Source organism: Variovorax durovernensis (genome assembly GCF_977011995.1).
Map to the genome: position 1 here is coordinate 209,653 of NZ_CDRNCW010000002.1, position 21,562 is coordinate 231,214.

Below are 21,562 nucleotides of genomic sequence, written 5' to 3' on the forward strand. Positions count from 1 at the left end.
TGAGAACAATGCCATTCCCCTGAAAAATGAGTGACTGCATATCGATTTTCGATGCAGTCAAAAAACAGGGATGAAGTCTCAGCTGCTCTCACTCCGTCGATCGCTGCATCGTGAATGGAGCGCCTTGTAATGCACAAGTGTTGGTTCATGTTAAGCCCGATGCGACGGCATTTCCTTTTTTGTCGGACTCCACTTAAGAGCTGGCCAGAACTTGTCACACGGTGAATCCGAAGCGACGCTCCGCGTCACTTTTTCGGAATCAATTAGCACGTTCTTCTCCGGTGGGGAACTGGGGCATGAATCGTGCGCCTCATGGCATCGTCGGCGAGTGGATCCGGGCCCGAGCCTGCGACATGCCACTGGCCATGCATGACGAAAGTATTCCCCCGCATGCGAAGTACGCAACGCGTGCGGCGGCTGGTTCTCTTCAATCTCAAAAAATCATTCCCATGATGATGTTTCCCCGAGGATGCGTTTGCGCACTGATGATTTCGGTGCTCCTTTCTGGCTGCGGCAGTGGAGGTGGCGGTAACCAAGGCAGTGGATTCCGCGACTTTTCCGCGCAATGACCAAGAAAGTTCCTATGTTTGATAAAACCGATTTTGCTGCTGCGTTGCTCGTTTTGAGCGCGGTCTTGCTCCCGGGTTGCGGGGGCGGAGATTCGGGAAGTTTCCAGGCGGCCGCTACGGTCCCTGTTGTCGCGGGGAGCACCCCGGAGACTCCCGCCGCCACGGAAGTCACCCCCGAAATCCCCGCCGCCCCGGGAGACACCTCGGCGGCCCGCGTGATCAAGCACCCGGGCGTTGGTGTCACCCTCTCGGATCTCACGACGCTCAAGGCACACGTCGATCAGGGCAAGGAGCCGTGGACGTCCGGCTACAACCAAATGGCGGGCAGTCCCATGTCCAGGCTCAGCTACGGAGGGTACCGCCCGTTCGCGAAAGTGAGCCGTGCCCCTGACGAGAATCTCGGGGCCTGGCGCAACGACATGGTCGCGATCTCGAATCTCTCGCTGATGTGGTATTTCACCCAGAACGAGCAATACGCGGTGAATGCGCGCAAGCTGCTGCTGGGGTGGGCCACCACCCAGACCGAGTTCTCGGGTAGCGAGTCGATGCTCGAACTGGGCGACTACGCCGCCGCGTTCGTGGGCGGCGCGGAAGTCCTGCGCGCCACATGGCCGGGCTGGAAAGAGGAGGACACGGCGACCGTCAAGAAGTACTTCAAGGACGTGCTGATGCCGGCAGCCAACCCCTATGGCGAAAGCTCGTTCGGCGCCGCCAACAAGGGCGCACTGTCCCTCACCGCGCTTGGGCTGATGGCGATCTACACCGACGACATCGAGACATTGGACAAGGTCGTCTATCAGACCCGCACGCTCGCCCACATCGGGCTGCGAAATTCCAACGACATCGGCATGCTCGGCGACTCGCTGCGAGACCAGGGGCATGCCTATGGGCAGCTCAAGTCACTGACCATGCTCGCCGAGGCGCTCTGGAGCCAAGGCATCGACATCTATTCCGATTTCGACAACCGCCTGCTGGCGGCGGGTGAGTATTTCGCGAGGGTGAACGAGCTCGCGCCCACGCCAGCGCTTCCTTTTGGCACCACCGATCGCTACTACCTCACCGACGTCACCGGGCACGGCTGGCAGGGCGCCAATGGCGGAAGCGGGGCGCTTACTCAGCTCTATGGTGCCTACGTCCTGCGCAAGGGTCTCCAGGCGCCGTTCATCGCGCAGAGACTCCTCTGGGTGGGGGTAGACGGTGGCAGCTTCATGTTCCTCAAGGACGCCGACACCTCGAAGGCGACGCCGCCGCCGGCGCTGCCCATTCCTTCGACCGCCTCGATCACCTCGGGATTCAGCAGTGCCGACATCGGGGGCGCCAGCACGGCCGGCACGGCCACCTACGCCGCCGGCAAATGGAACGTGGCTGGGGCCGGCTGGGGTATCTGGGGCGCACTCGACAGTTCCCACTTCGCCTACAAGGCCCTCACCGGCAACAGCGCCATCATCGCGAAAGTCGAGTCGCTCGAGAACACCCACCCGTCCGCAATGGCGGGCGTGATGATGCGCACAAGCCTGGAACCAGGCGCTCCGCGCGCCTGGATGGCGATCAACTCCAAAGGTGAAGCCTTACAGAACATGCAGAAACTCGCCGTGTATGGTGGCCCGAACTACGCGAACAAGGTTGCGAGTTCCGGACCCACTTACTGGGTGAAGCTCGAGCGCATCGGGAACATCATCACCGGCTACGTTTCTTCCGACGGCACCAATTGGGCCGCCACCGATGTCGGCCGCATCGACGCCCCCGTTCCCGACACGGTCTATGTTGGATTGGTGGTCACGTCGGTCACAAGCCAGTTGAACAACAGCGTCTTCAGCAATGTCCAGATCACCGGAGGCGACGGTGGTGCGCCTAGCGTCATCCCCGCGCCGCCCGCCATGCTGCTGGCCTCGCCGGGCGATGGTGCCGTGCCGCTGCGCTGGCAGGCATCCTTCGGGGCCACAGGCTACACGGTCAACCGCTCCGAGTTCAGCGGCGGGCCCTACGAGCCCATCGCGTCGGACGTCACGGGCAGCAGCTACACGGACATGTCCGTGACCAATGGCACGACCTACTACTACACCGTCACGGCCACCAACGCCGCTGGAACGAGCGACAATTCTCCTGCGGACAGTGCCACGCCGGCTCCTTCGATGGTGAATGTCACCACCGGTGGCACCGCAAGCGACAGCGCGGGCAACGCGACCAACGCCAGACGCGCCTTCGACAGGAATGCGTGGTCGCAATGGGTCTACGCTGGCATAGCCGGCTGGCTGCAGTATGACCTTGGCCACACGGAGCGCGTCCAGCGCTATTCGGTCACCACCACTTTCGACGGCAATCTCATGGCGCGCGATCCGAAGGACTGGCAGCTCCAGGGCTCCAACGACGGCGCCACCTGGACCACGCTCGACACGCAAAGCAACCAGAAACGCGCCGAGTTGAAGAGCTACGCGGTCGCGAGTCCGGGCTCCTATCGCTACTACAGGCTGAACATCACAGCCAACAACGGCGATCCCGCCTCCACGGCTGTTTCCGAATTCGGGCTGTTCGTTTCCAAGCCGTAGTGAACCCGATGCGCGATTACCGGCGCATCGATCCGGGCGACGCATCTTGTCTTTTTCACGGCCGCGCAGCGACGATTTGAGTGGTTCGGTTCTTGCTGCGTTTGCAAAACTACACACAAAAAGCCAAAAATGTCACAGATTTCAAAAATGATGAGCGATGTGTCCATTGACAGATCGTTTCCGGTTCAATCAAAAGTTCCCCGCAGCTGGAGTCGCGCGCGGCTCATCGCGATCGGCCTGCTGAGCACATGGGTCGCGGCTTGTGGCGGTGGCTCGTCGGGCTCTTCGACAGCAGCGCTCGTTGCAGGCACACCCGCGACCGCAACTGCGCCTGCAACCGCACCGGCACCTGCACCTGCACCGGGGCCTGCACCAGGACCTGTATCGGGACCTGCACCTGTCACCTTCATGGGCAAGAGCACGGTGTTGATCGGAAGAACGTCGACTGATGCTCTTTCGGTTGCCGCACCATTCGACGCTCAGTACCAATACGTCGTCAGTGCGCCGGCACCGTCGAGCGACCTGTACACGGCGACGTCCTGCCCGGATGGGACGAACTGGTGGGGATGCGTGGGCGGGAGCATCGGGGGGCTCATCCCCACCGTCGAAGCCCGCGCTGCGCAGGCCACCTACTTGGGTAAGTCGTATCCGCAGACAGTGATGTGGACATGGTTTGAACTCGGCCTCCTCGTGCCCGGTACGCCCGGTGTTGCTACTCCGTGGCAGGAGGAGGTTGAGTCGGTCAACAAGGTCGACCTCCTCACCAGATACCTGAACGACTACCGTTTCTTCCTCCAGAAGATCGGCACCTCGCACGACATGATCGATCTCGAACCCGACTTTTTTGGTTTCGCGCGAGGGTACGGCAAGCTGGACCAGGTCCCGGCACAGGTGACGGCCGCGAATCCGACCGACTGCGCAGACCAGGCGAACACCGTGGCGGGTCTGGCTCACTGCCTGATCGCAATGACCCGCAAGTACGCTCCCAACACGGCCGTCGGCCTGCACCTCACCTGCTGGGACTGGCCGGGCAACGTGGATAAATGTGCCAAAGATTACGTGACCCTCGGCGGAAAGGGTGCCGACTTCCTCGTCGGGGAGGTTGAATCCACGGACGCCGGACTCAACGCCTTGCAGGACGGATCCAACACATTCTGGAGCGACCAGAAGTGGGCCACGCAACTCGACTATTGGAAACAGATGGCCGAGGCGGTCGGCCACCCGATCGTGGTCTGGCAGATTCCGATCGGCAACATGGCACAGAACAACACCCCGTACCACTACCAGGACGACAAGGTGGACTGGCTGTTCTCCCACATGGACCAGGTCGCGAGCGCCCACGTCGGGGCTCTGATGTTCGGCCAAGGATCGGACAAGTCGACCACGGCTGAAACCGACGGCGGCAACCTTTACAAGAAGACGGCCGACTATCGAAATGCGGGGGGCACGCCGCTCAAATAGCGTGTCCCTGCGTGCTGTCGCATAGCCACCCTGGCGCCGGCCTGACAGCCGGCGCTTGAACTCGCCATCGCCGAGTTCCAGCTCACTTGCTTCGCGCCAGAGTGCGTGCAACTGCGTGACTCCGAGTCGAAGCGCCTCGATGGTCTCTGCGTTGACTGCGGCTCGCACGTCATGCCCGCAGTACCGTGTAGTGCCGATGCAATCTTGAGCAGCAAAGGCCGATTGATTACGTAGGCTCCAGTTTCCCGAGGCGCTCGAACAGAACGCTCAGTCCGTGGTGAAGCCGCTGGCGCCCTATGGCATTTCCTGTGCGCTTACCGGATCGGCCGTAGGCGGCAGCGCCCCACGCAGCGGGCTGGGCGCCAGCTTGCGCGTATCGACCAGCGGCTGCGACGGCGGAATGAGCTGCGTGCCTTCCATGCGGGTACTGCCCGCACCCCGGTTGTTCGAGCGCTGCAGCAGCGTATCGGGCAGCACCGGCGCGGCGTTCACCCCGCGCAGCATGATGTTGTCGGTGCTGGGCTGCGTCTGCAACTGCTGACCGCGAATCTCGTCGTAGCGGTCGTAGGCGAATGCTTCGGTCGAGGCCCCGTCGCGCATCACCGCCGGGCGCAGGAACATCATCAGGTTGCTCTTGTTGCGCGTGCGGTTCTCGTTCTTGAACAGGTTGCCCAGCACCGGGATGTCTCCGGCCAGCGGCACTTTTTCGATGTTGTTGTTGTAGGTGTCGGACAGCAGGCCACCCAGCATGACGAGGCCGCCGTCTTCCACCAGCACGCTGGATTCGATCGAGCGCTTGTTGGTGGTCGGGCCGTTGGGGTTGGCCAGCGAGTTCTGGTCGACGGTCGACGTCTCCTGGAAGATCGTCAGCTTCACGGTGCCGTTCTCGTTGATGGTGGGGCGCACACGCAGCGTCAGGCCGACGTCCTTGCGCTCGACGGTGGTGAACGGGTTGACGCCCACCGAGCCCGAGGTGCTCGCGTACTGGCCGGTGACGAAGGGCACGTTCTGGCCGATGATGATCCTGGCCTCTTCGTTGTCCAGCGTCAGCAGGTTAGGCGTGGAGAGCACGTTGGCATCGCCATCGCTGTCGAAGAAGTTGGCGATCGCGCCCAGGATGTACTGGCCACCGATCTTGCCGGCGATGCCCAGGTTCAGCCCGGGCTGGATCGAGGAGGCCAAGCCTGCGGCATTGCGGGTGGCCAGCGCCTGCGTCAGAGCCAGGATGTTGTTCCTGTTGAGGCTGGAGTTTGTGCCGATGACCGCGTTGTTGCCCAGCGCGCTCTGCCATTGCACCCCAAAGTTCGCGGCCTTGCTGGCGCTGACCTCCACGATGAGCGCCTCGATCATGACCTGCGCGCGGCGCCCGTCCAGTCTGTCGATCACCGCGCGCATCTGGCGGTACTGGGGCTCGGGGGCGGTGATGATCAGCGAGTTGGTGGATGGGTCGGCCTGGATCTGGCCGCCGGTCGATGGCTGGTTGGCGTTGTTGAGCGGGGCGTTGGCGGCTGGCGAGCCGCTTTGCCCGCCCGTGCTGTTCTGCGTGGCCTGCTGTTGCACGGCACCGCTGCCGTCGGGCGCACCCGCGCCCGTGGTGCCCGATGGCCGGTTCGCTGCCATCGCAGCGCGCAGCGTGGCCGCCAGGCGCACCGCATCGGCGTTCTTCAGGTAGACCACGTAGATGTTGCCGGCCGCGCCGTTGCTGCTTTCCGCGGGCGGGCGGTCGAGTTTCTCGATCAGCGTGCGCACGAGCTGCGCGCGCGCCGGGTTGGCGGCGCGCATGAGCACCGAATTGCTGCGCGGGTCGGCCAGCAGCGTGGTTCGGAACGACGCGGCGGCGCCACCCGGTGCTTCGCCGACGCTCGGTGCGCTCGACGCACCGCCATCGATGAGCCGCTGCACCAGCGGAATCAGCTCGGTGGCGATCGAGTACTTCAGCTGGATGACCTCGACATCGGACGCGTTCGGCACGTCGAGCGCCGCGATGATGCGCGCGAGCCGCCGCATGTTGTCGGCATAGTCGGTGATCACGAGCGAGTTGCTGTCCGGGTTCACGTTGATGGTGTTGTTCGGCGGAATCAGCGGACGCAGCACCGGCATCAGGCTGTTGGGGGACTCGTAGTTGAGCCTGAAGATCTGGGTGACGACCTGGTTGCTGGCCGATGCTGGCACGGCGCCGACGGAGGTGTTCACGGCGACGCTCTGCAGCTTGGCGTTGGCTTCGAGCACCACCTTGTAGAGGCCGTCGGCCTCCACCACCGCAAAGCCCTGCAGCCGCAGCGCCGCGGCAAACTGGTTGAAGGCCGCGGCCGGCTGCACGGCGCGGTCGGTCACGAGGTCCATCGTGCCCTTCACGCGCGGATCGACCATCACATTGCGCCCGGTGACCACCGCCATGGTGCGCGCCACGGCCTCGATGTCGGCGTTGGAGAAATTGAGCGTGATCGGGCTGCTGCGAACAACAGGCGCTGGCGCTGCATCGGCCGGCGCGGGCGTCTCCATCGTCCGTGGCTCGGCAACGGCAACCGCCTGCAGCGTGACCCGCACCGAATTGCCTTGCAGCTCTGCCGTGTACGGCACCGGCCGCCGGAGATTCAACACCACCCGGCTGCGCTCGCCGGCCTGCACCACATTGATCGAGCGCAGGTTGGGTTGATTCACTTCGATGGCTGCGCGCCCGACATCGTTGGTGGCGCCAAGGAAGTCCAATGCGATGCGCGCGGGGCTCGCGACCGAAAAACTGCTGGGCACGGCGGCGAGCGGTCGTGCCAGGTCGATCTGGATCACCTCCACACCCTGTTGCATGGCGCTTGCGACCGCCTTGATCGCGTTCTGCGCGCAGGCGGTGTCGACCGCGCCGGCCACGAGCAGGCCCAGGCACACGGCCCGAAGGCGGAACCGGAAAGCGCCCCGTGCGCCGAGGTCTTTCACTTGCGGGCGGTTCGTCTCAGATCGAATGGCCGAGCACCAAGGGAAGTCATTGCAGCACGCAGCAGCCGCAGGGGAAAAGGGAACATTGGGGTAGGGCGCCAACGGCGGTTTGAATTTCGATGTCGATCACACGCCGTTGCTGTCTGGCCGACCCTCGGGGGCCGCGTTCGCATCCACCGCCCGGCATCGCTCGCAAGAGATTCGGTTCTTGCGAGCGATGCGGACCCCATGTGTCATTCGGTAACCTTGCGCGCCGATTGTTTACTGAAACGCGTACGTTCCATTAGTCATGAAAAATGAGATGCTGACACTCATTTTTCGAAGCAATCCCCGGGGGCGCCGGGCGCTGGTACCAGGCGCTCTGAAATGTGCTTCTTCAGAATGCGTGACGCAGCCCGAAGTCGTAGCCCGTTGCACTGCTCGGCGCCAAACCCACCGTCCCTGAACCCGTGGACGAGAAGGCTGGCCCGCCAAGCCCGACCGCCATGATTGCGGGATTGTTCTGTCCATTCTTGATCCGTGCGCGAGCCACTGTGGCGTAGAGCGCGGTCCGCTTCGACAGGTTGTGGACGTAGCCCAGGGCGAGCTTGTTCACCGACGCGTCGCGGTCCAGGGCCGGCACCGCCGGCGCGGCAGAACGTAGGTCGTTCTTGAACTTGACGCGAGCGTACGACGCCTTGAAAACGCCGGCACCGACCGGGACCGTGATGCCGATCATGGCGCCGTTGTACGCGTCGTTGTCCCGGAAAGTGGTTCTGCCGGCGCTCGAGGGCGCCGTGGTCGTTTCAGCCTTGTCCTTGACTTGCGACAACTCGCCCATCAGCTTGAGGACGCCGAAATCGTAGGAGCCGCCCAAGTTGACCGTGCGCAGTTTCTCGGAAAGCCGGGTGCCCGCCACGACGCCGGCCTCGCTGATCACCAACGTGTCGGCCGCCGTACTTTGTCCATAAGCCACCGCCACGTCGAGCGGGCCGCTCGTATAGCCAAACCGTCCGCCGTAGTAGCGGCCGCGTTGCGAAGGGCTGTCGCCCAGATGGCTGTATTTGACGTTCTCGGGCAGCGCATACATGACCTGCCCGTAGAAGCCACCTAGATTGCGTGGCAGAAAGTAGCCCACGCTATTGGATGCGCGGATCGCGTTGTCATTCGCGGCGAGGGCCGAGCCCGGGCCGCGCGCCGTGGCGATGTTTCCACTGATGCTCTTGATCAGGTTTTCGCCGACGCCCACTGCGCCCATCGGGTCGAAGACACTCTCGTTCCAGTAGGTCGGAACGTAGTCTCGGCCGAGCCTGAGTTCGCCGAACGCGCCGGAGAGGCTCACCGTCGAGCGACGGCTGAAGGAAGTCAGGCCGGTAGCGCCGCTGTCCAGGGTGATTCCGGATTCAAGCCAGAACCCCGCCGACATCCCGCCGCCCAGATCTTCGTTGCCGCGGAAGCCGACTCGACTCGAAGAATTGGCGCCGCTCGAGAGGACCGTCTGCGAGCGCGTCACCTCCGGGAAGGCGAGCGCCGCCGCCGGTGGCAGCGCCAACGTGTTGTTGTAGAGGGTACTTTTGACGCTGTAGTGGCTGACAGCGCTGTCGGCAACGCCGAAAAGCGTCAATGAAGATTGCGCGGACGCGGCGCCCGAAGCGGCCAGCGCGGTGAAGGTGATCAAGGACTTACGCATAGCAAGTGTCTCCATGGAGCGGAACAAGGATCTGCCGAGGCCTCGCGGCGCCGGCAGTGGTTGGGGAAAACGTGCCGCAGCAAGGCGGCTCGGCATCGAGCGCCGTTCTGGGAATTCGGTGGAGTCAGTCGGTCGCAAGCAGGCGCATGTCCTGCTGCGCCAAGCCGCCCTGCGACACCACGCCCTGCCAACGAGCGAAGTCGTGGAGAACGCGCTCCCGCAACGCATCGGGAGGACCGGCTTCCACGCGCGCGCCCTGGCGCTCGAATCGGCCGACCACTTGCGCATTGGCAAGAGCCTTGTTCAAGGCGCGGTTGATCTGAGCGATCACCGCGGCGGATGTGCCGGCGGGCGCAAAGAGGCCATACCACTGCGAGACATCGACCCCATCGATCTCCGACTCCAACAGTGTGGGTACGGCGGGCAAGGCCTCGAGACGAGCAGGCGCCGCGACGGCGAGCGCGCGCAGTCTTCCGTCCAGGATGAAGGGATACGCGGTGAACAGGCTTGGAAACATGACCTGCGAGCGGCCATCCACTGTGTCTCCGATGGCTGGCGCCGCACCTTCGTAAGTTCTGCCTTCCATCTTCGTGCCCGTGGTCAGCTGAAACAGCTCCGCCGCAAAGTGTGGTGGCGTACCGTCGCCGGCCGACGCGTACCTGATGCTGCCCGGCGCACTGCGCAGGCGTCCAAGGAGGACGCGAATATCGTCGAAGCCGGCGTCCGGGTGGGCCACCATCAGCGTCGGGGACGATCCGATCAGCCCGACCGGCTCGAAATCCTTCACCGGGTGGTAGGCCAGCTTCTGGAATGCCGGGTTCATGGCATGGGTGCCCACGTAGCCGAACATCAGGGTGTGACCGTCAGGCTCCGCGCTGGCCACATACTCGCTCGCGATGGCGCCGTTGGCGCCGGCCCGGTTGTCCACGAAAACTTCCTGGCCGAGCAGCGGCTTCAGCTCGGCCGCAATGATCCTGGCCATCGTGTCGTTGCCGCCGCCTGCCCGCGTCGGCACGATGATGGTGATGGGTTTGCGCGGAAACGCCGTCGTCTGGCGCGCAACGGCATCGGGTCGGGTGAAGACATAGTCGGGCAACTGCAGCTCGCCTTGCATGATCTTTCTGGCGGTACGCACCAGGGCCGCTGCTTTCACCGTTGCGTTGTCGGCCCGCCCCTCGAGTTCGACTTCCACATCGATCTGTCCTGCCGGGTGCAGCAGAACCAGGCGGTGACGGCCCGGCTCGCGCGGTGCCGCGCTGGCGACCGTACCCGGAAGCGCGAAGGCGCTGAGAACGCCGATGGCACCGGTGACCGCATGCGAAGCATGGCAGTGGCGCGGGGTGAAGTAGCGGGACGTGATGCTGTCCGGCGAATCTCCCGCACTGACCAGCACCGGCTTGGGAATGACGCTGCCCGAGACATCGCCCAATCCCATCAGCAGGCCGGCCTGAAGACGCAGCTTCTCGAGCCGCTCCAGCAGTACCGTGTTCGAATCCAGTGCTGCCGGCTTCTCGGCGCCGGTGACGCCGAGGTCATGCGCGCGCACGATCATCAGCGGCATTGCCGCATCGATGCAGGTCACCTCGACGCCGTCGATCGTGTCGATGCGACGGCCGGTCGGAAAAACCTTGCCTGTCACGGCGCCCCAGGCATCCAGGAAGTTCAAGAGGATCGGCGCCGCCGTGCCGGCCACACCGTCGATGCGCGCATCTCCTTCGTAGGTGACGCGCTTGCCAGGGGTCCTGACCGTGACGTCGATGCGCGATCTCGTGTTGACGTTGAAGACGCGCACCCGGGTGATCCCGTCCTGCGCCGCAACCAGACCTTGCTCGATCGCGAAGGGAGCGACGCCCGACAGCATGTTGCCGCAATTCGGGCGGGTATCGACGGAGCGGTGCCCGACCCCCACCTGCGCGAAGAGATAGTCCAGGTCGCAGCCCGGTTCCTTCGAACGCGAAACGATGGCGACCTTGCTGTTCAGCGTGCTGCCGCCGCCCAAGCCATCGAGCTGCAGCGGATCGGAGGCACCGATTGCGCCGATCAGCGCCTGGTCGCGTGCCTCGTTGCCGTCGGGCAGCCACTCTCGCAGGAAGAAGGGACCGCGCGAAGTGCCGGCACGCATCAGCACGCAGGGGATCGATCTGGTCATTTCAATCCGCAGCGATCTTGGCGGCCTGGACCACCTTCTTCCACTTGACCTGCTCTTGCGCAACATAGGCGCGCATCTGGTCGGTGGTCATGGTCGAGACGTCGGCACCGTGGTCCTCCAGGCGCTTGATCACGCTCTTGTCGGCGAGCACTTCATTGAGCGCCTTGTTGAGCTGCTCGACGACGGCCCTGGGCGTCTTCGCGGGTGCGAAGATGCCGTACCACTGCGAAACATCGACGTCGGCGATCCCCTGCTCCTGGAGCGTGGGGACGTCCGGCATGAGCGGCGAGCGCGTGGCGCCCGCCACACCCACCGCCTTAAGCTTGCCGGCCTTGACGTACGGCGCGGCCGTGAAGAGGCTGGGAAACATCACCTGCGTCTGTCCGCTGATCGTGTCCATGACGGCAGGCGCGGAACCCTTGTACGGCACGTGCAGCATGCGGGTACCTGTGGAAAGCTTGAACATCTCGGCGGCGAAGTGCGGTGCCGTGCCATTGCCGGCCGAGGCGTAGCTGAACTTGTCCGGAGCGGCCTTGAGCAATGCCACGACTTCCTTCGCATTGCCGGCCTTGACGGCAGGGTTGAGCACCATCAGCGTTGCCGACGATCCGACCATGCCCACCGGCTCGAAGTCCTTGACCGGGTCATAGCGAAGCTTTTGCAGAGCCGGGTTCATCGCATGCGTTGCGATGTAGCCCAGCATGAGCGTGTAGCCATCGGGTGCCGCGCGCATCACATATTCGCTGGCGATCGCTCCGTTGGCGCCGGCCTTGTTATCGACGATGACGGGCTGCTTGAGGAGGGCGGACATGCCTTGGCCGATGACACGCGCCATTGCGTCGTTGGCTCCGCCTGCCGCCGTGGGGACCACCAGGGTGATCGATTTTTCCGGAAAGGCGGCAGCCGCGTTGCCGCAGGCCATGGCCGCAGCCACCGCGATGGCGGCTGCGAGGCGAATCTTCTGGGTCTTCAATTTGTCTACTCCGGTGGATTTCTGGAACTTGATGCATGGAGGCTCTTGCTGGCCTTGATCCAATGCTCCGCTCTTGCAAGGCTTTTGTGAATTGCATGTTTAGGATCGATTGATGCACACTGTGGATCAGTTCAGTGCTGCGGGAATCGATACGACATGGCCATCAACTTCAACCTCAATGACCTGCAAGCATTCCGGGCAGTGGCCGAACTCAATAGCTTCCGAAAGGCGGCCGAGGCGCTGCACGTGTCGCAGCCTGCCTTCAGCCGGCGCATCGAAAAGCTCGAGGAGGCGCTGGGCGTGCGATTGCTCGATCGCACCACCCGGCGCGTGAGCCTGACCTCGGTGGGCCGCGACTTCGATCGCAAAGTGCAGCAACTCCTGGACGACCTCGACCACACGCTCCTGGGCATTCGGGGCGTGGCGGCCACGCGCATGGGCGAGGTGACGATCGCCTGCGTGCCCTCGACCGTCTACTACTTCCTCTCGCAGGTGATCTCGCGCTATCACGAGCGCTACCCGAAGGTCCGGGTCAAGGTCTTCGACGCAAGCGCCAACGAAGTGCTGTCGGCTGTCTCGCGCGGTGAAGCCGACTTCGGGCTCAACTTCGTCGGCGGCAAGGAGCCGGACATCGAATTCAAGCCCTTGCTGGAGGAGCGTTTTGTCGCGGCTTGCAGGCGCGACCACCCGCTGGCGAAAAAGCGGCGGGTGAGTTGGACCGATCTGGCGCAGTACGACTACATCTCGGTCAGCAAGGCGTCGGGAAACCGGCTGCTGCTGGACCAGGCGCTTTCCGGTCTGCCTGGTCGACCGCAGAGCATCTACGAGACCCAGCACGTCACGACGATGCTCGGCTTGGTGGAGGCGGGGCTCGGCGTGGCTGCCGTGCCTTCGATTGCCATGCCGGACGCTGACCATCCATTGCTGGCCAGCGTACCGCTGTTCGACCCGGTGATTGCCCGAAAGATCGGGCTCATACGGCGCAAAGGCAGGACCCTGTCGCCGGCTGCGCAGCAGCTCTATGCCTTCTTCTCCGAGATGAAGGCAAAGCGCGGCAAGCCAGTCGGCCGCCGCGCTGCGAGCTGACAAGCCTGCAGTGGCCCGGCCCCGCGCCGGGCCTTGGCATCAGCGCGCCGGGCCGGCGTGGCCGATCGGCAGTTGCAGGTCTGCGGCTCCCGCTTCGAGTTCATGCTCGGTGTTGGCGTAGTTCGCCGACAGTTCGCGCTTCAGCACGTCCCGGTCGCAAGCGTTTTCCCAGATCGAGACCACGATGCAAGCCACCGCGTTGCTGATGGTGCTGGTGAGTGCCCGTGCCTCCGACATGAAGCGATCGATCCCGACGATCAGCGCCACGCCGGCCACCGGCAGATCAGGCATGACAGTGAGCGTGGCGACCAATGCGACGAAGCCGCTGCCAGTCACGCCGGCTGCCCCTTTGGAGGTCAGCAGCATGATGCCCAGCATCGAGCCGATCTGCAGCCACGACAGATGGATGTCGCAGGCCTGGGCGATGAACATCGACGCCAGCGTGAGATAGATGGCCGTGCCGTCGAGGTTGAACGAATAGCCGGTCGGCAGCACCAGCCCGACCACGCCCTTCTTGCACCCGAGTCGCTCGAGCTTGAGCAGGAGACGGGGGAGCACCGGCTCGCTCGACGAGGTGCCGAGGACCACCAGCAGCTCTTCCTTGATGTAGCGCATGAGTTGCCAGAGCTTGAACCTGTGCATCCGGCAGAGCAGGCCGAGCACCACGACGACAAAGAAGATGCACGCCACATAGAAGGTGCCGATCAGCAGCCCGAGCGAGCCGATCGACTTGATGCCGTATCGCCCCACGGTGAACGCCATCGCGCCGAAGGCGCCGATCGGTGCCAGCCGCATGATGATGCCGAACGCCGCGAAGAGCATGTGCGAGAAGCCTTCGATGCCATCGAGCACCGGCCTGGCCGCCACCCCGATCTTCGTCAGGCCGAATCCGCACAGCACCGCGAGCAGCAGCACAGGCAGCACCTCGCCTTCGGCGAACGCGCCAACGAATGCGTTCGGGATGATGTGCATGACGAAGTCGGTGAAGCCGTGGATGTGTACCTGGTTCGCGAAGCGGGTCGCCACGGAGGCGTCGAGGTTCTTCGGGTCGATGTGCATGCCGGCGCCCGGCTGGATCAGCAGGACGGTGACCAGGCCTGTGATGAGAGCGAGGATCGTCAGCGCGTAGAACAGACCCATCGCCTTGAGCAGGGTCTTGCCGATCTCCTTGGAGTCGCCAAGCGACGTGATGCCGCTCACGATGGTGCAGAACACCACCGGCGCGATCATCATCTTGACCAGCTTGACGAAGCCGTCGCCAAGCGGTTTGAGGGCGGCGCCGAAGTCGGGCCAGTAGTGCCCCACGGCAATGCCGAGGATCAGGCCGATCAGGACCTGTACATAGAGCAGCTTCAGGAGTTTGCGGATGTTCACGGCTTTGTCTCCAGGTTCTGGGCGCACAAGTGCGTACCGGTCTGCGCCGGTTCGGTCGGAAGCGTTGGGCGGGACGGCTCAGCGGCGCGCGCCGAGCACGCGGTCAACCATGACGCCGGCTTGGCCGAGGTTGTTGGCCGGGTCGCACATCGCGTCGAGCTGGGCTCGCGTGACGTGCTTGTTGATCTCCGGATGGGCGGCCAGGATCTCGACCAGCGGTCGGTTGTCGGCCAGTGCCTGGCGGCACAGGTCGTACGCCAGGTCGTGGGCGTATTCGCGGCCGATGTACGGGCCCAGTCCCATCATCACGGCCTCCGACATCACGAGGCCGTTCGTGATGTCGATGTTGGCGCGCATGCGGGTTGCGTCGACCTCCAGCCCTTTCAGGATGAACTTGGTCTGCTTCAGCGCGCCTGACATCAGGCAAAAGATCTCGGGCAGCGAGACCCACTCGATTTCCCAAGGTCCGGTCGAGCGCTCGTGGTCGGCCACCATCGCGTCCATCAGGGCCGCCGCATGCTGGCGCGCGACCGAGATGTTGGCGTGGATGTAGAGGCAGGAGATCGGGTTGCGCTTTTGCGGCATGGTCGACGACGAGCCGCGGCCCGGGGCGAACGGCTCGAAGACCTCCGCCACTTCGGTCTGCATCATGAGCTTGACATCCATCGCGATCTTGCCGAGCGAGCCGCCCACAAGGCCGAGGAAGGCCCCGACTTCCGCGATGGTGTCGCGCACCGTGTGCCACGAGATCAGCGGCTGCGCCAGGCCGAGCTCCTTCATCAGGCCGGCCTGAGTTTCCATTGCGCCTTTCTCCAGCGACGACAAGGTGCCGGACGCGCCGCCGAACTCGCCCATGAGGACGCGCGGCTTGAGCTGCTGCAGGCGCTCACGGTGGCGATCGATCCCCGCCAGGATGCTCGCCATCTTGTAGCCGAAGGTGATCGGCGTGGCCTGCTGCAGGTTGGAGCGGCCGATGACCGGCGTGTCACGGTACTTCTTGGCCAGGGCGGCCAGCGAATCGCCGATTTCGTCCAGGTCCTGCTCGACCAGCAGGAGGCCTTCGCGCATCTGCAGTACGGCGGCCGTGTCGGTGATGTCCTGCGTGGTTGCGCCCCAGTGGCAGTACTCGCCAAGCTTGTCTCGGCAGTTCGCGTTGATCTGGTTGACCACGGCAATGATGGGATAGCCGATTTGCTCGGTCTTGGCCTTCAGCCTGGCCCAATCGATCTGCGAAAGATTGCAGTTCCGGACGATCTCGTCCGCCGCTTCCTTCGGGATGATGCCGAGCTCGCCCTGCACCTTCGCGAGGGCGCGCTCGATGTCCAGGTACTTGGCGGTGCGGTTCTCGTCGGACCAGACGTCGCGCATGCGCGCATCGCTGAACATGTCGCCGAAGATGCGCGAGTCGATGATGGTGGAGGCCATGGTGTGTGTTTCTTTCTGCTGTGGAAGCGGGTGAATGAGTCAGTTGCGGGCAAGGGCCAGCGTGCGTTGCGCCTGCAGCACGACGGGCCGGTCGACCATGCGGCCGTCGAGCCGGGCAGCGCCGGGCGAGGCGGCATCGGCAATCAGGACGCGCCGGGCCCAGTCCAGTGCCTGTGCGTCCGGACGCAGCGCAGCGTGGATCGGCTGGACCTGGCGCGGGTGGATGCACAGCTTGGCGCTGAAGCCAAAGCGTCGCGCATCGGCAAGGTCCGAAAGCAAGCGTGCCTCGTCATCCAATTGCGGCGTAACCCCTGCCACCGGTGCCGGCAGGCCGGCCAGGCGCGAAGCGATCGCGATGCGGCTGGCGGCATAGCCAAGGCCGGAGGGGTCCGTCGAGATGTCCAGGTCGAGGTCGAGCGCGAAATCGAGCGTGCCGAACACCAGGCGCTGCGCGCCACCCGCCGCAATGCCGTCCACTTCGGACACACCGCGTGCGCTTTCGATGAGCGCGAGGATGTCCGCATGCGGCAGCGCAGCCCGAGTGCGGGCAATCTGCGCGGCCGACTCGGCCTTGGGCAGGAGCACGCTGGCCGCAGGCGCGTCGCCCAACGCCGCAAGGTCGGCGGCAAACCAGGGCGAGCCCGCATCATTGATACGCACCACGATGCGCGACCGGTCCGCGGGCGCTGCGGCCCGCAGCCATGTCGCGATGATGCTGCGTGCAGAGGCCTTGTCATCGGCGGCCACGGCATCCTCGAGGTCGAGCACGACCCTGTCTGCACCGCTGGCCAGCGCTTTGTCGAAGCGTTCCGGGCGCGTGCCGGGCACGAAGAGGTAGGTGCGGGCAAGAGGCAGCACATCGGCGGACATGACGGCGACCTCAGACGGCGTTGGATGCATGCAGCCCGTCGATCTCGGCCGCGCTGTAGCCAAGCTCGGCCAGGATCGCGTCCGTGTGCTCGCCGAGCGCGGGCACCGGGTCCATGCGCGGGCCGGTGTCCCAGGTACCGGGCGGCAGCATGGCGGGCACCGGCCCCATGGCTGTCCCCACCTCGGTCCAGCGCCCGCGCGCCTCGAGCTGCGGATGCGCCCAGACTTCCTTCATGGTGTTGACCTGGGCGTTGGCGATCTGCGCAAGCTCGAGTCGCTCGACCACCTGCCTGCCGGTCAGCGGCGCGAAGGCGTCCAGGATGATCTGGCGCAGCGCGACGCGCTCGGCCACACGCTTGAAGTTGGCGGTGAACCGCGGATCCTTCGCGAGATCGGGTTGCTCCAGCACGTTGACGCAAAAGCTGACCCATTCACGCTCGTTCTGCAGGCCCAGCATCACGGTGGTGCCGTCACCGGCCGGGAACGGTCCGTACGGATAGATCGTCGCGTGGCTGGCACCGGTGCGCGGCGGCGGCTCCGCGCCTTCGAAGGCGTAGTAGAGCGGGTAGCTGGTCCACTCGGCCAACGACTCCAGCATCGAGATGTCGATGCGCTGGCCCTTGCCTGTCTGGCCGCGCTGCAACAGCGCCGCGAGGATGTTGCTGTAGGCGTACATCCCCGCGGCGATGTCCGCGATCGAGGGGCCCGCCTTGCAGGGCTCTTCAGGCGTACCTGTCACGGAAACGAAGCCGGCCTCGCTCTGGATCAACAAGTCGTAGGCCTTCTTGTCGCGGTACGGGCCGGGATTGTGCGGGTCGTCGCCGTAGCCGGAAATGTCGCAGACGATCAGGCCCGGCTTGGCGCCGGAGAGCTTCTCGTAGCCCAGTCCGAGGCGCGTCGCAGCACCCGGTGCCAGGTTCTGCACGACGACGTCGGCCTTTTCCATGACCAGACGCTCGAGCACCCGGGCTGCCTCGGGGTGTTTCACGTCGAGGGTGAGGCTTTCCTTGGAGCGATTGGTCCAGACGAAATGCGACGCCAGGCCGCGAACGCGTTCGTCGTAGCCGCGGGCGAAGTCGCCCGAACCGGGGCGCTCGATCTTGATGACGCGGGCGCCGAGGTCAGCCAGCTGGCGGGTGGCGAAGGGGGCGGCGATCGCGTGCTCCAGCGTGACGACGGTGATGCCCTTGAGTGGCTGCATGAGTGGGTCTCTCTTGATGTGGCGGGGTGAGTCAGCGCAGGACCGCGGTGGCGTCCATCGTCAGCCACCCCTCGTGGTCCGAAGCCCAGAGGTGAACCGATTTGCCATCGGCCGTCGGCTGGCCACTGACGTGAAATGCGTTCAGGTCGAAGGTCGGACGGACGGCCTTGAAGCGAAAGCTCGCCACGTCGGCCTCGGGCATCTGGCGGCGCAGCAGGTCCATCAGAAATGTCGCGATCAGGGGGCCGTGCACGATCAGGCCTGGATAGCCTTCGACCTGCGTCACGTACTGGCGGTCGTAGTGAATGCGGTGGCCATTGAAGGTGAGCGCCGAGTACCTGAAGAGCAGCACGTCGTCCGGCACGATCCGGCGACGCCAGGCTGCCTCGGGCGGTGCGGCCTGGGGTGGGGGTGCGATGTCGTTCGGGCCTTGCGCTTCGCGGTAGACGATGTCGTGGAACTCGACCAGCGCCGGTTCCGCGGCCTCGTTGCAGCGCACCTCGTGACGCACCTTCACGAACACGAGCTTGCCGGTGCGGCCTTCCTTGGTCGTGACTTCGTCGATGGTCGAGGTTCGCGCGACATGGTCGCCCACGCGGATCGGGGAGCGGAACTCGAACTGGCTGCCGGCCCACATGCGCCGGGGCAGGGGAACCGGCGGAAGGAAGCCGCCGCGCTTGGCATGGCCGTCGGCACCGATCTCGCTCTGCCGGTGCATCGGCAGGAAGTAGAGCCAATGCCAAAGTGGCGGAAGCGCGGTGCCGGCAACGACCGGCGTCGCCGGATGGTCCAGTGTCGCCGTCAGTGCGACGACGGGCGTGGGGTTGACGGTGTCTTCGATCGTCTCGCTGCGTCCGATCCACGATTGCAGCTGATCTCTCTGTGCGTCCACTGGTGTCTCCTTTGCGGCTGCACCAAACGGCAGCAGTCATGGGGAGCGAGTTTGCGACGCAGGCTACGTTCGGGGAATTGCAATGTTTGGTCCTATTGATGCATTCAGCGCAATAAAACCGATGCCTCCCACGTCTTGCTGCCGAGAGCGGAGGGGCCGCCTTCGTGCCCGGCCAGCGCAAGGGCATTGCTGGCAGGGATGTGCACTATATTTCCGAACGACGCTGGCGAAAAAGGCAGGATCTGTGGTGTTTCGATGAGCCGCTTCACTCACAGCCACTGCACGGCGTATTCCCTAGCTGCGGGATAACCCGTGCAAACGGAGCTTGTGGCGGATGCCTAATAGTTCATGTTGCATTCGAAGGTAGGCAAAAAATTGCACTTTCTTGCAGCTGACCTAACTTGAAGGAGACATATGAAAACTCATCAGCCTTTGGCAGTTTCCGCGATCGTCGCAGTCGTTCTCGTCAGTGGGTGCGGTGGCGGCAGCAACAACAGCACACTGCCTTTCTTCGGAGTCAACAGCCCGCCTGTAGCCACCGTGCCGCCCCCGTCAGGCCCTGTAGCGCTGACCTGTGATGACACGCTCAAGGCCAATTTCAAGCCCGACGCCAGCACGAGCGTCGTTGCGGTCAAGTCTTTCAAGAAGGGAGACGCCCTCGTCCTGGGGGGCGCGGCGACGGCGACAACGCCGGTGGCTGCGAACGACGTCTGCATGGTCAAGCTCAATGTGGGGCCGGGAAACCCTGGACCCGAAGGCGCCCCTTCAACGTCGCCCGGCATCGGCATCGAGATCTGGCTGCCATCGAAAGCGGCCTGGAACTCGCGCATTCACGCCTTGGGAGGCGGTGGTTGGCAAGGGGGTGTCGCCGGCAGCGCGGCAGCGATTGCGAGCAGCGACGCGGCCAACGTGGCCGGCAAGGAAGGCGCTGTCTCATCGACCACGGATGCAGGCCATTCATCGCTCGCGGGCGGCTCGTTCGCAATGAACCCTGATGGCACCATCAACAAGACGTTGTGGACCGACTTCGCGAGCCGAGGCATTCATGAACAGGCCGTCAAGACGAAAGCGCTGGCAGCGGCCTACTACGGAACACCGGCCAAGTACGCCTACTGGGACGGAGGCTCGACGGGTGGACGCCAGGGGCTGAACCTGGCGCAGAACAACCCCAACGACTTCGACGGCATCATCGCCAACTATCCTGCCATCAACTGGAGCAGGTTCATCACCGCCGAGCTGTATCCGCAGATCGTCTTCCAGCGTGACCTGGGTGGTGTTGCACCGACCCAGGCTCAGCAGGATCTGGTTTCCAACGCTGCCATTGCCGCATGCGATGTGGTGGCCGGCCAGCACCTGGGCTATGTGCTCGACCCCGCGTCCTGTACGTACGACCCGACGACAGATCTCACGGTTCTCTGCACATCCGACGGTGGAACGAACGGAACGAGCGCGTGCGTCACGAAAACACAAGCCACGGCCATCAACAAGGTCTGGTACGGCATGACCGCCGACGGCTCGGCACCGTCGCCGGCGACCGACAACGGCTGGTCTGCGGCATCGTCCTCCACGCTGCTTGGCTCCGCAAACCAGCGCTGGTACGGACAGAGCCGCGGGACTTCGCTGTACGGCGCCATGTTCGCCGCCTTCGGCGTGAACGGCCTGGCCAGCCCGAACGGTGCATTCCCCATCGCGTCCGACCAGGTGGCGCTCGAGTTGCAGAACTCGACCATCGGCGACCTTTCGTTCGTGAATGCGACCGGCAACGGCCAATCGCTTTGGAAGCAACTGAGCTACGCGCAGTTGAGCAATGCCTACGACCGCGGCGTGACGCTGCAGCCGCAGTTCGGAAACATCAACACGGACAACCCGGACCTCTCCGCGTTCAAGAATCGCGGCGGCAAGATGCTGACCTGGCATGGTTTGGCCGACGAACTCATCATGCCGCAGGGGACGGTCAACTACTACAACAGCGTGGTCGCCAAGATCGGTGGGTTGAGCGATGTCCAAAGCTTCTATCGACTCTATCTGGTGCCAGGTGCCGGCCATGGCGATCCGAACGGAACGTCCAACCCGGCAGCGGAAGTTCCCTACTTCGCGCCGACCCAGTTCTACGACGCGCTGACGGCGTGGGTGGAAAAAGGCACCGCTCCGGATGCGCTGACCCTGCAGACCCTTGGCGGTGCCGCATCGAAAACCCGTCCCATCTGCGTGTACCCGAAGAAAATCACCTACACCAGTGGCGACACCGGTTCAGCGGCGAGCTACACCTGCTCGTAGAGTTGCGGCCACGGTCGGGGCTTGAGGCATGGGCAGAGCGAAGGTCATGTTGGCAGCAGGCCTCGCGCGCTTCGCCTCGCCTCGGCGCGACACAGGCTGTCAGCGCCACTGCTGCGGCCAGCGCAGCAAGTATTTTCGT

At 64.4% G+C, this 21,562-nt stretch carries 14 protein-coding genes; 5 read left to right on the forward strand and 9 right to left on the reverse strand.

The genetic code is table 11. The annotated features are described in order from the left end of the window. Window positions 1-296 precede the first annotated feature (296 nt). The 3 genes from ACWV14_RS33040 to ACWV14_RS33050 all read left to right on the forward strand — a co-directional run bounded on the left by ACWV14_RS33040 (window position 297) and on the right by ACWV14_RS33050 (window position 4,576). A complete protein-coding gene (locus ACWV14_RS33040; protein ID WP_454908037.1) occupies window positions 297-569 on the forward strand; it encodes a hypothetical protein in 273 nt (90 codons plus the stop codon). Next, on the forward strand, window positions 566-3,115 hold the full coding sequence (locus tag ACWV14_RS33045; protein WP_454908038.1) for a discoidin domain-containing protein: 2,550 nt from the start codon (window positions 566-568) through the stop codon (window positions 3,113-3,115). The genes ACWV14_RS33040 and ACWV14_RS33045 overlap by 4 nt, the downstream gene beginning before the upstream one ends. A gap of 408 nt (window positions 3,116-3,523) precedes the next feature. After that, window positions 3,524-4,576 carry a hypothetical protein gene (locus ACWV14_RS33050; protein WP_454908039.1) on the forward strand — a complete coding sequence of 351 codons (1,053 nt, stop codon included), beginning with the start codon at window positions 3,524-3,526 and terminating at the stop codon, window positions 4,574-4,576. Between the two features lie 294 nt (window positions 4,577-4,870). Here ACWV14_RS33050 and gspD read toward each other — a convergent pair whose 3' ends face one another. The 4 genes from gspD to ACWV14_RS33070 all read right to left on the reverse strand — a co-directional run bounded on the left by gspD (window position 4,871) and on the right by ACWV14_RS33070 (window position 12,247). Beyond that, the gene (gene gspD / locus ACWV14_RS33055) at window positions 4,871-7,507 is read right to left on the reverse strand and encodes a type II secretion system secretin GspD (protein ID WP_454908040.1); all 2,637 of its coding nucleotides are present in this window, start codon (window positions 7,505-7,507) and stop codon (window positions 4,871-4,873) included. A gap of 376 nt (window positions 7,508-7,883) precedes the next feature. After that, on the reverse strand, window positions 7,884-9,176 hold the full coding sequence (locus ACWV14_RS33060) for a porin (protein WP_454908041.1): 1,293 nt from the start codon (window positions 9,174-9,176) through the stop codon (window positions 7,884-7,886). A gap of 124 nt (window positions 9,177-9,300) precedes the next feature. Then, entirely contained in the window at window positions 9,301-11,325 is a 2,025-nt protein-coding gene (locus tag ACWV14_RS33065) for a 4-oxalomesaconate tautomerase (protein WP_454908042.1), read from the reverse strand. A gap of 1 nt (window position 11,326) precedes the next feature. After that, window positions 11,327-12,247 (reverse strand): tripartite tricarboxylate transporter substrate binding protein, encoded by a 921-nt coding sequence (locus tag ACWV14_RS33070; RefSeq protein WP_454908816.1) that lies wholly within the window; start codon window positions 12,245-12,247, stop codon window positions 11,327-11,329. A gap of 207 nt (window positions 12,248-12,454) precedes the next feature. On the opposite strand from ACWV14_RS33070, the gene ACWV14_RS33075 reads away from it, so the two are divergent. After that, entirely contained in the window at window positions 12,455-13,384 is a 930-nt protein-coding gene (locus ACWV14_RS33075) for a LysR family transcriptional regulator (RefSeq protein WP_454908043.1), read from the forward strand. A gap of 39 nt (window positions 13,385-13,423) precedes the next feature. Here ACWV14_RS33075 and dctA read toward each other — a convergent pair whose 3' ends face one another. The 5 genes from dctA to ACWV14_RS33100 all read right to left on the reverse strand — a co-directional run bounded on the left by dctA (window position 13,424) and on the right by ACWV14_RS33100 (window position 19,146). Then, complete coding sequence (dctA, locus tag ACWV14_RS33080) at window positions 13,424-14,758, reverse strand: C4-dicarboxylate transporter DctA (RefSeq protein ID WP_454908044.1); 1,335 nt, start codon at window positions 14,756-14,758, stop codon at window positions 13,424-13,426. A 78-nt stretch (window positions 14,759-14,836) separates the two neighbouring features. Further along, a complete protein-coding gene (locus tag ACWV14_RS33085; protein WP_454908045.1) occupies window positions 14,837-16,183 on the reverse strand; it encodes a class-II fumarase/aspartase family protein in 1,347 nt (448 codons plus the stop codon). A 39-nt stretch (window positions 16,184-16,222) separates the two neighbouring features. After that, window positions 16,223-17,053, reverse strand: a complete 831-nt coding sequence (locus ACWV14_RS33090) for an HpcH/HpaI aldolase/citrate lyase family protein (RefSeq protein ID WP_454908046.1) — start codon at window positions 17,051-17,053, stop codon at window positions 16,223-16,225. Window positions 17,054-17,063: 10 nt separating this feature from the next. After that, window positions 17,064-18,254 carry a CaiB/BaiF CoA transferase family protein gene (locus ACWV14_RS33095; protein ID WP_454908047.1) on the reverse strand — a complete coding sequence of 397 codons (1,191 nt, stop codon included), beginning with the start codon at window positions 18,252-18,254 and terminating at the stop codon, window positions 17,064-17,066. Between the two features lie 31 nt (window positions 18,255-18,285). Further along, window positions 18,286-19,146, reverse strand: coding sequence for an FAS1-like dehydratase domain-containing protein (locus ACWV14_RS33100; RefSeq protein ID WP_454908048.1), 861 nt, complete (start codon window positions 19,144-19,146; stop codon window positions 18,286-18,288). A gap of 414 nt (window positions 19,147-19,560) precedes the next feature. On the opposite strand from ACWV14_RS33100, the gene ACWV14_RS33105 reads away from it, so the two are divergent. Then, complete coding sequence (locus ACWV14_RS33105) at window positions 19,561-21,423, forward strand: tannase/feruloyl esterase family alpha/beta hydrolase (protein WP_454908049.1); 1,863 nt, start codon at window positions 19,561-19,563, stop codon at window positions 21,421-21,423. The last annotated feature ends 139 nt before the right edge of the window (window positions 21,424-21,562 follow it).

Bases quoted from the DNA above. Each gene is read 5' to 3' on its own strand.
- ACWV14_RS33040 (WP_454908037.1), top strand. From the start codon at position 297: ATGAATCGTGCGCCTCATGGCATCGTCGGCGAGTGGATCCGGGCCCGA.
- ACWV14_RS33045 (WP_454908038.1), top strand. From the start codon at position 566: ATGACCAAGAAAGTTCCTATGTTTGATAAAACCGATTTTGCTGCTGCG.
- ACWV14_RS33050 (WP_454908039.1), top strand. From the start codon at position 3,524: ATGGGCAAGAGCACGGTGTTGATCGGAAGAACGTCGACTGATGCTCTT.
- ACWV14_RS33060 (WP_454908041.1), bottom strand. From the start codon at position 9,176: ATGCGTAAGTCCTTGATCACCTTCACCGCGCTGGCCGCTTCGGGCGCC.
- ACWV14_RS33065 (WP_454908042.1), bottom strand. From the start codon at position 11,325: ATGACCAGATCGATCCCCTGCGTGCTGATGCGTGCCGGCACTTCGCGC.
- ACWV14_RS33070 (WP_454908816.1), bottom strand. From the start codon at position 12,247: ATGGCCTGCGGCAACGCGGCTGCCGCCTTTCCGGAAAAATCGATCACC.
- ACWV14_RS33075 (WP_454908043.1), top strand. From the start codon at position 12,455: ATGGCCATCAACTTCAACCTCAATGACCTGCAAGCATTCCGGGCAGTG.
- ACWV14_RS33085 (WP_454908045.1), bottom strand. From the start codon at position 16,183: ATGGCCTCCACCATCATCGACTCGCGCATCTTCGGCGACATGTTCAGC.
- ACWV14_RS33090 (WP_454908046.1), bottom strand. From the start codon at position 17,053: ATGTCCGCCGATGTGCTGCCTCTTGCCCGCACCTACCTCTTCGTGCCC.
- ACWV14_RS33095 (WP_454908047.1), bottom strand. From the start codon at position 18,254: ATGCAGCCACTCAAGGGCATCACCGTCGTCACGCTGGAGCACGCGATC.
- ACWV14_RS33105 (WP_454908049.1), top strand. From the start codon at position 19,561: ATGAAAACTCATCAGCCTTTGGCAGTTTCCGCGATCGTCGCAGTCGTT.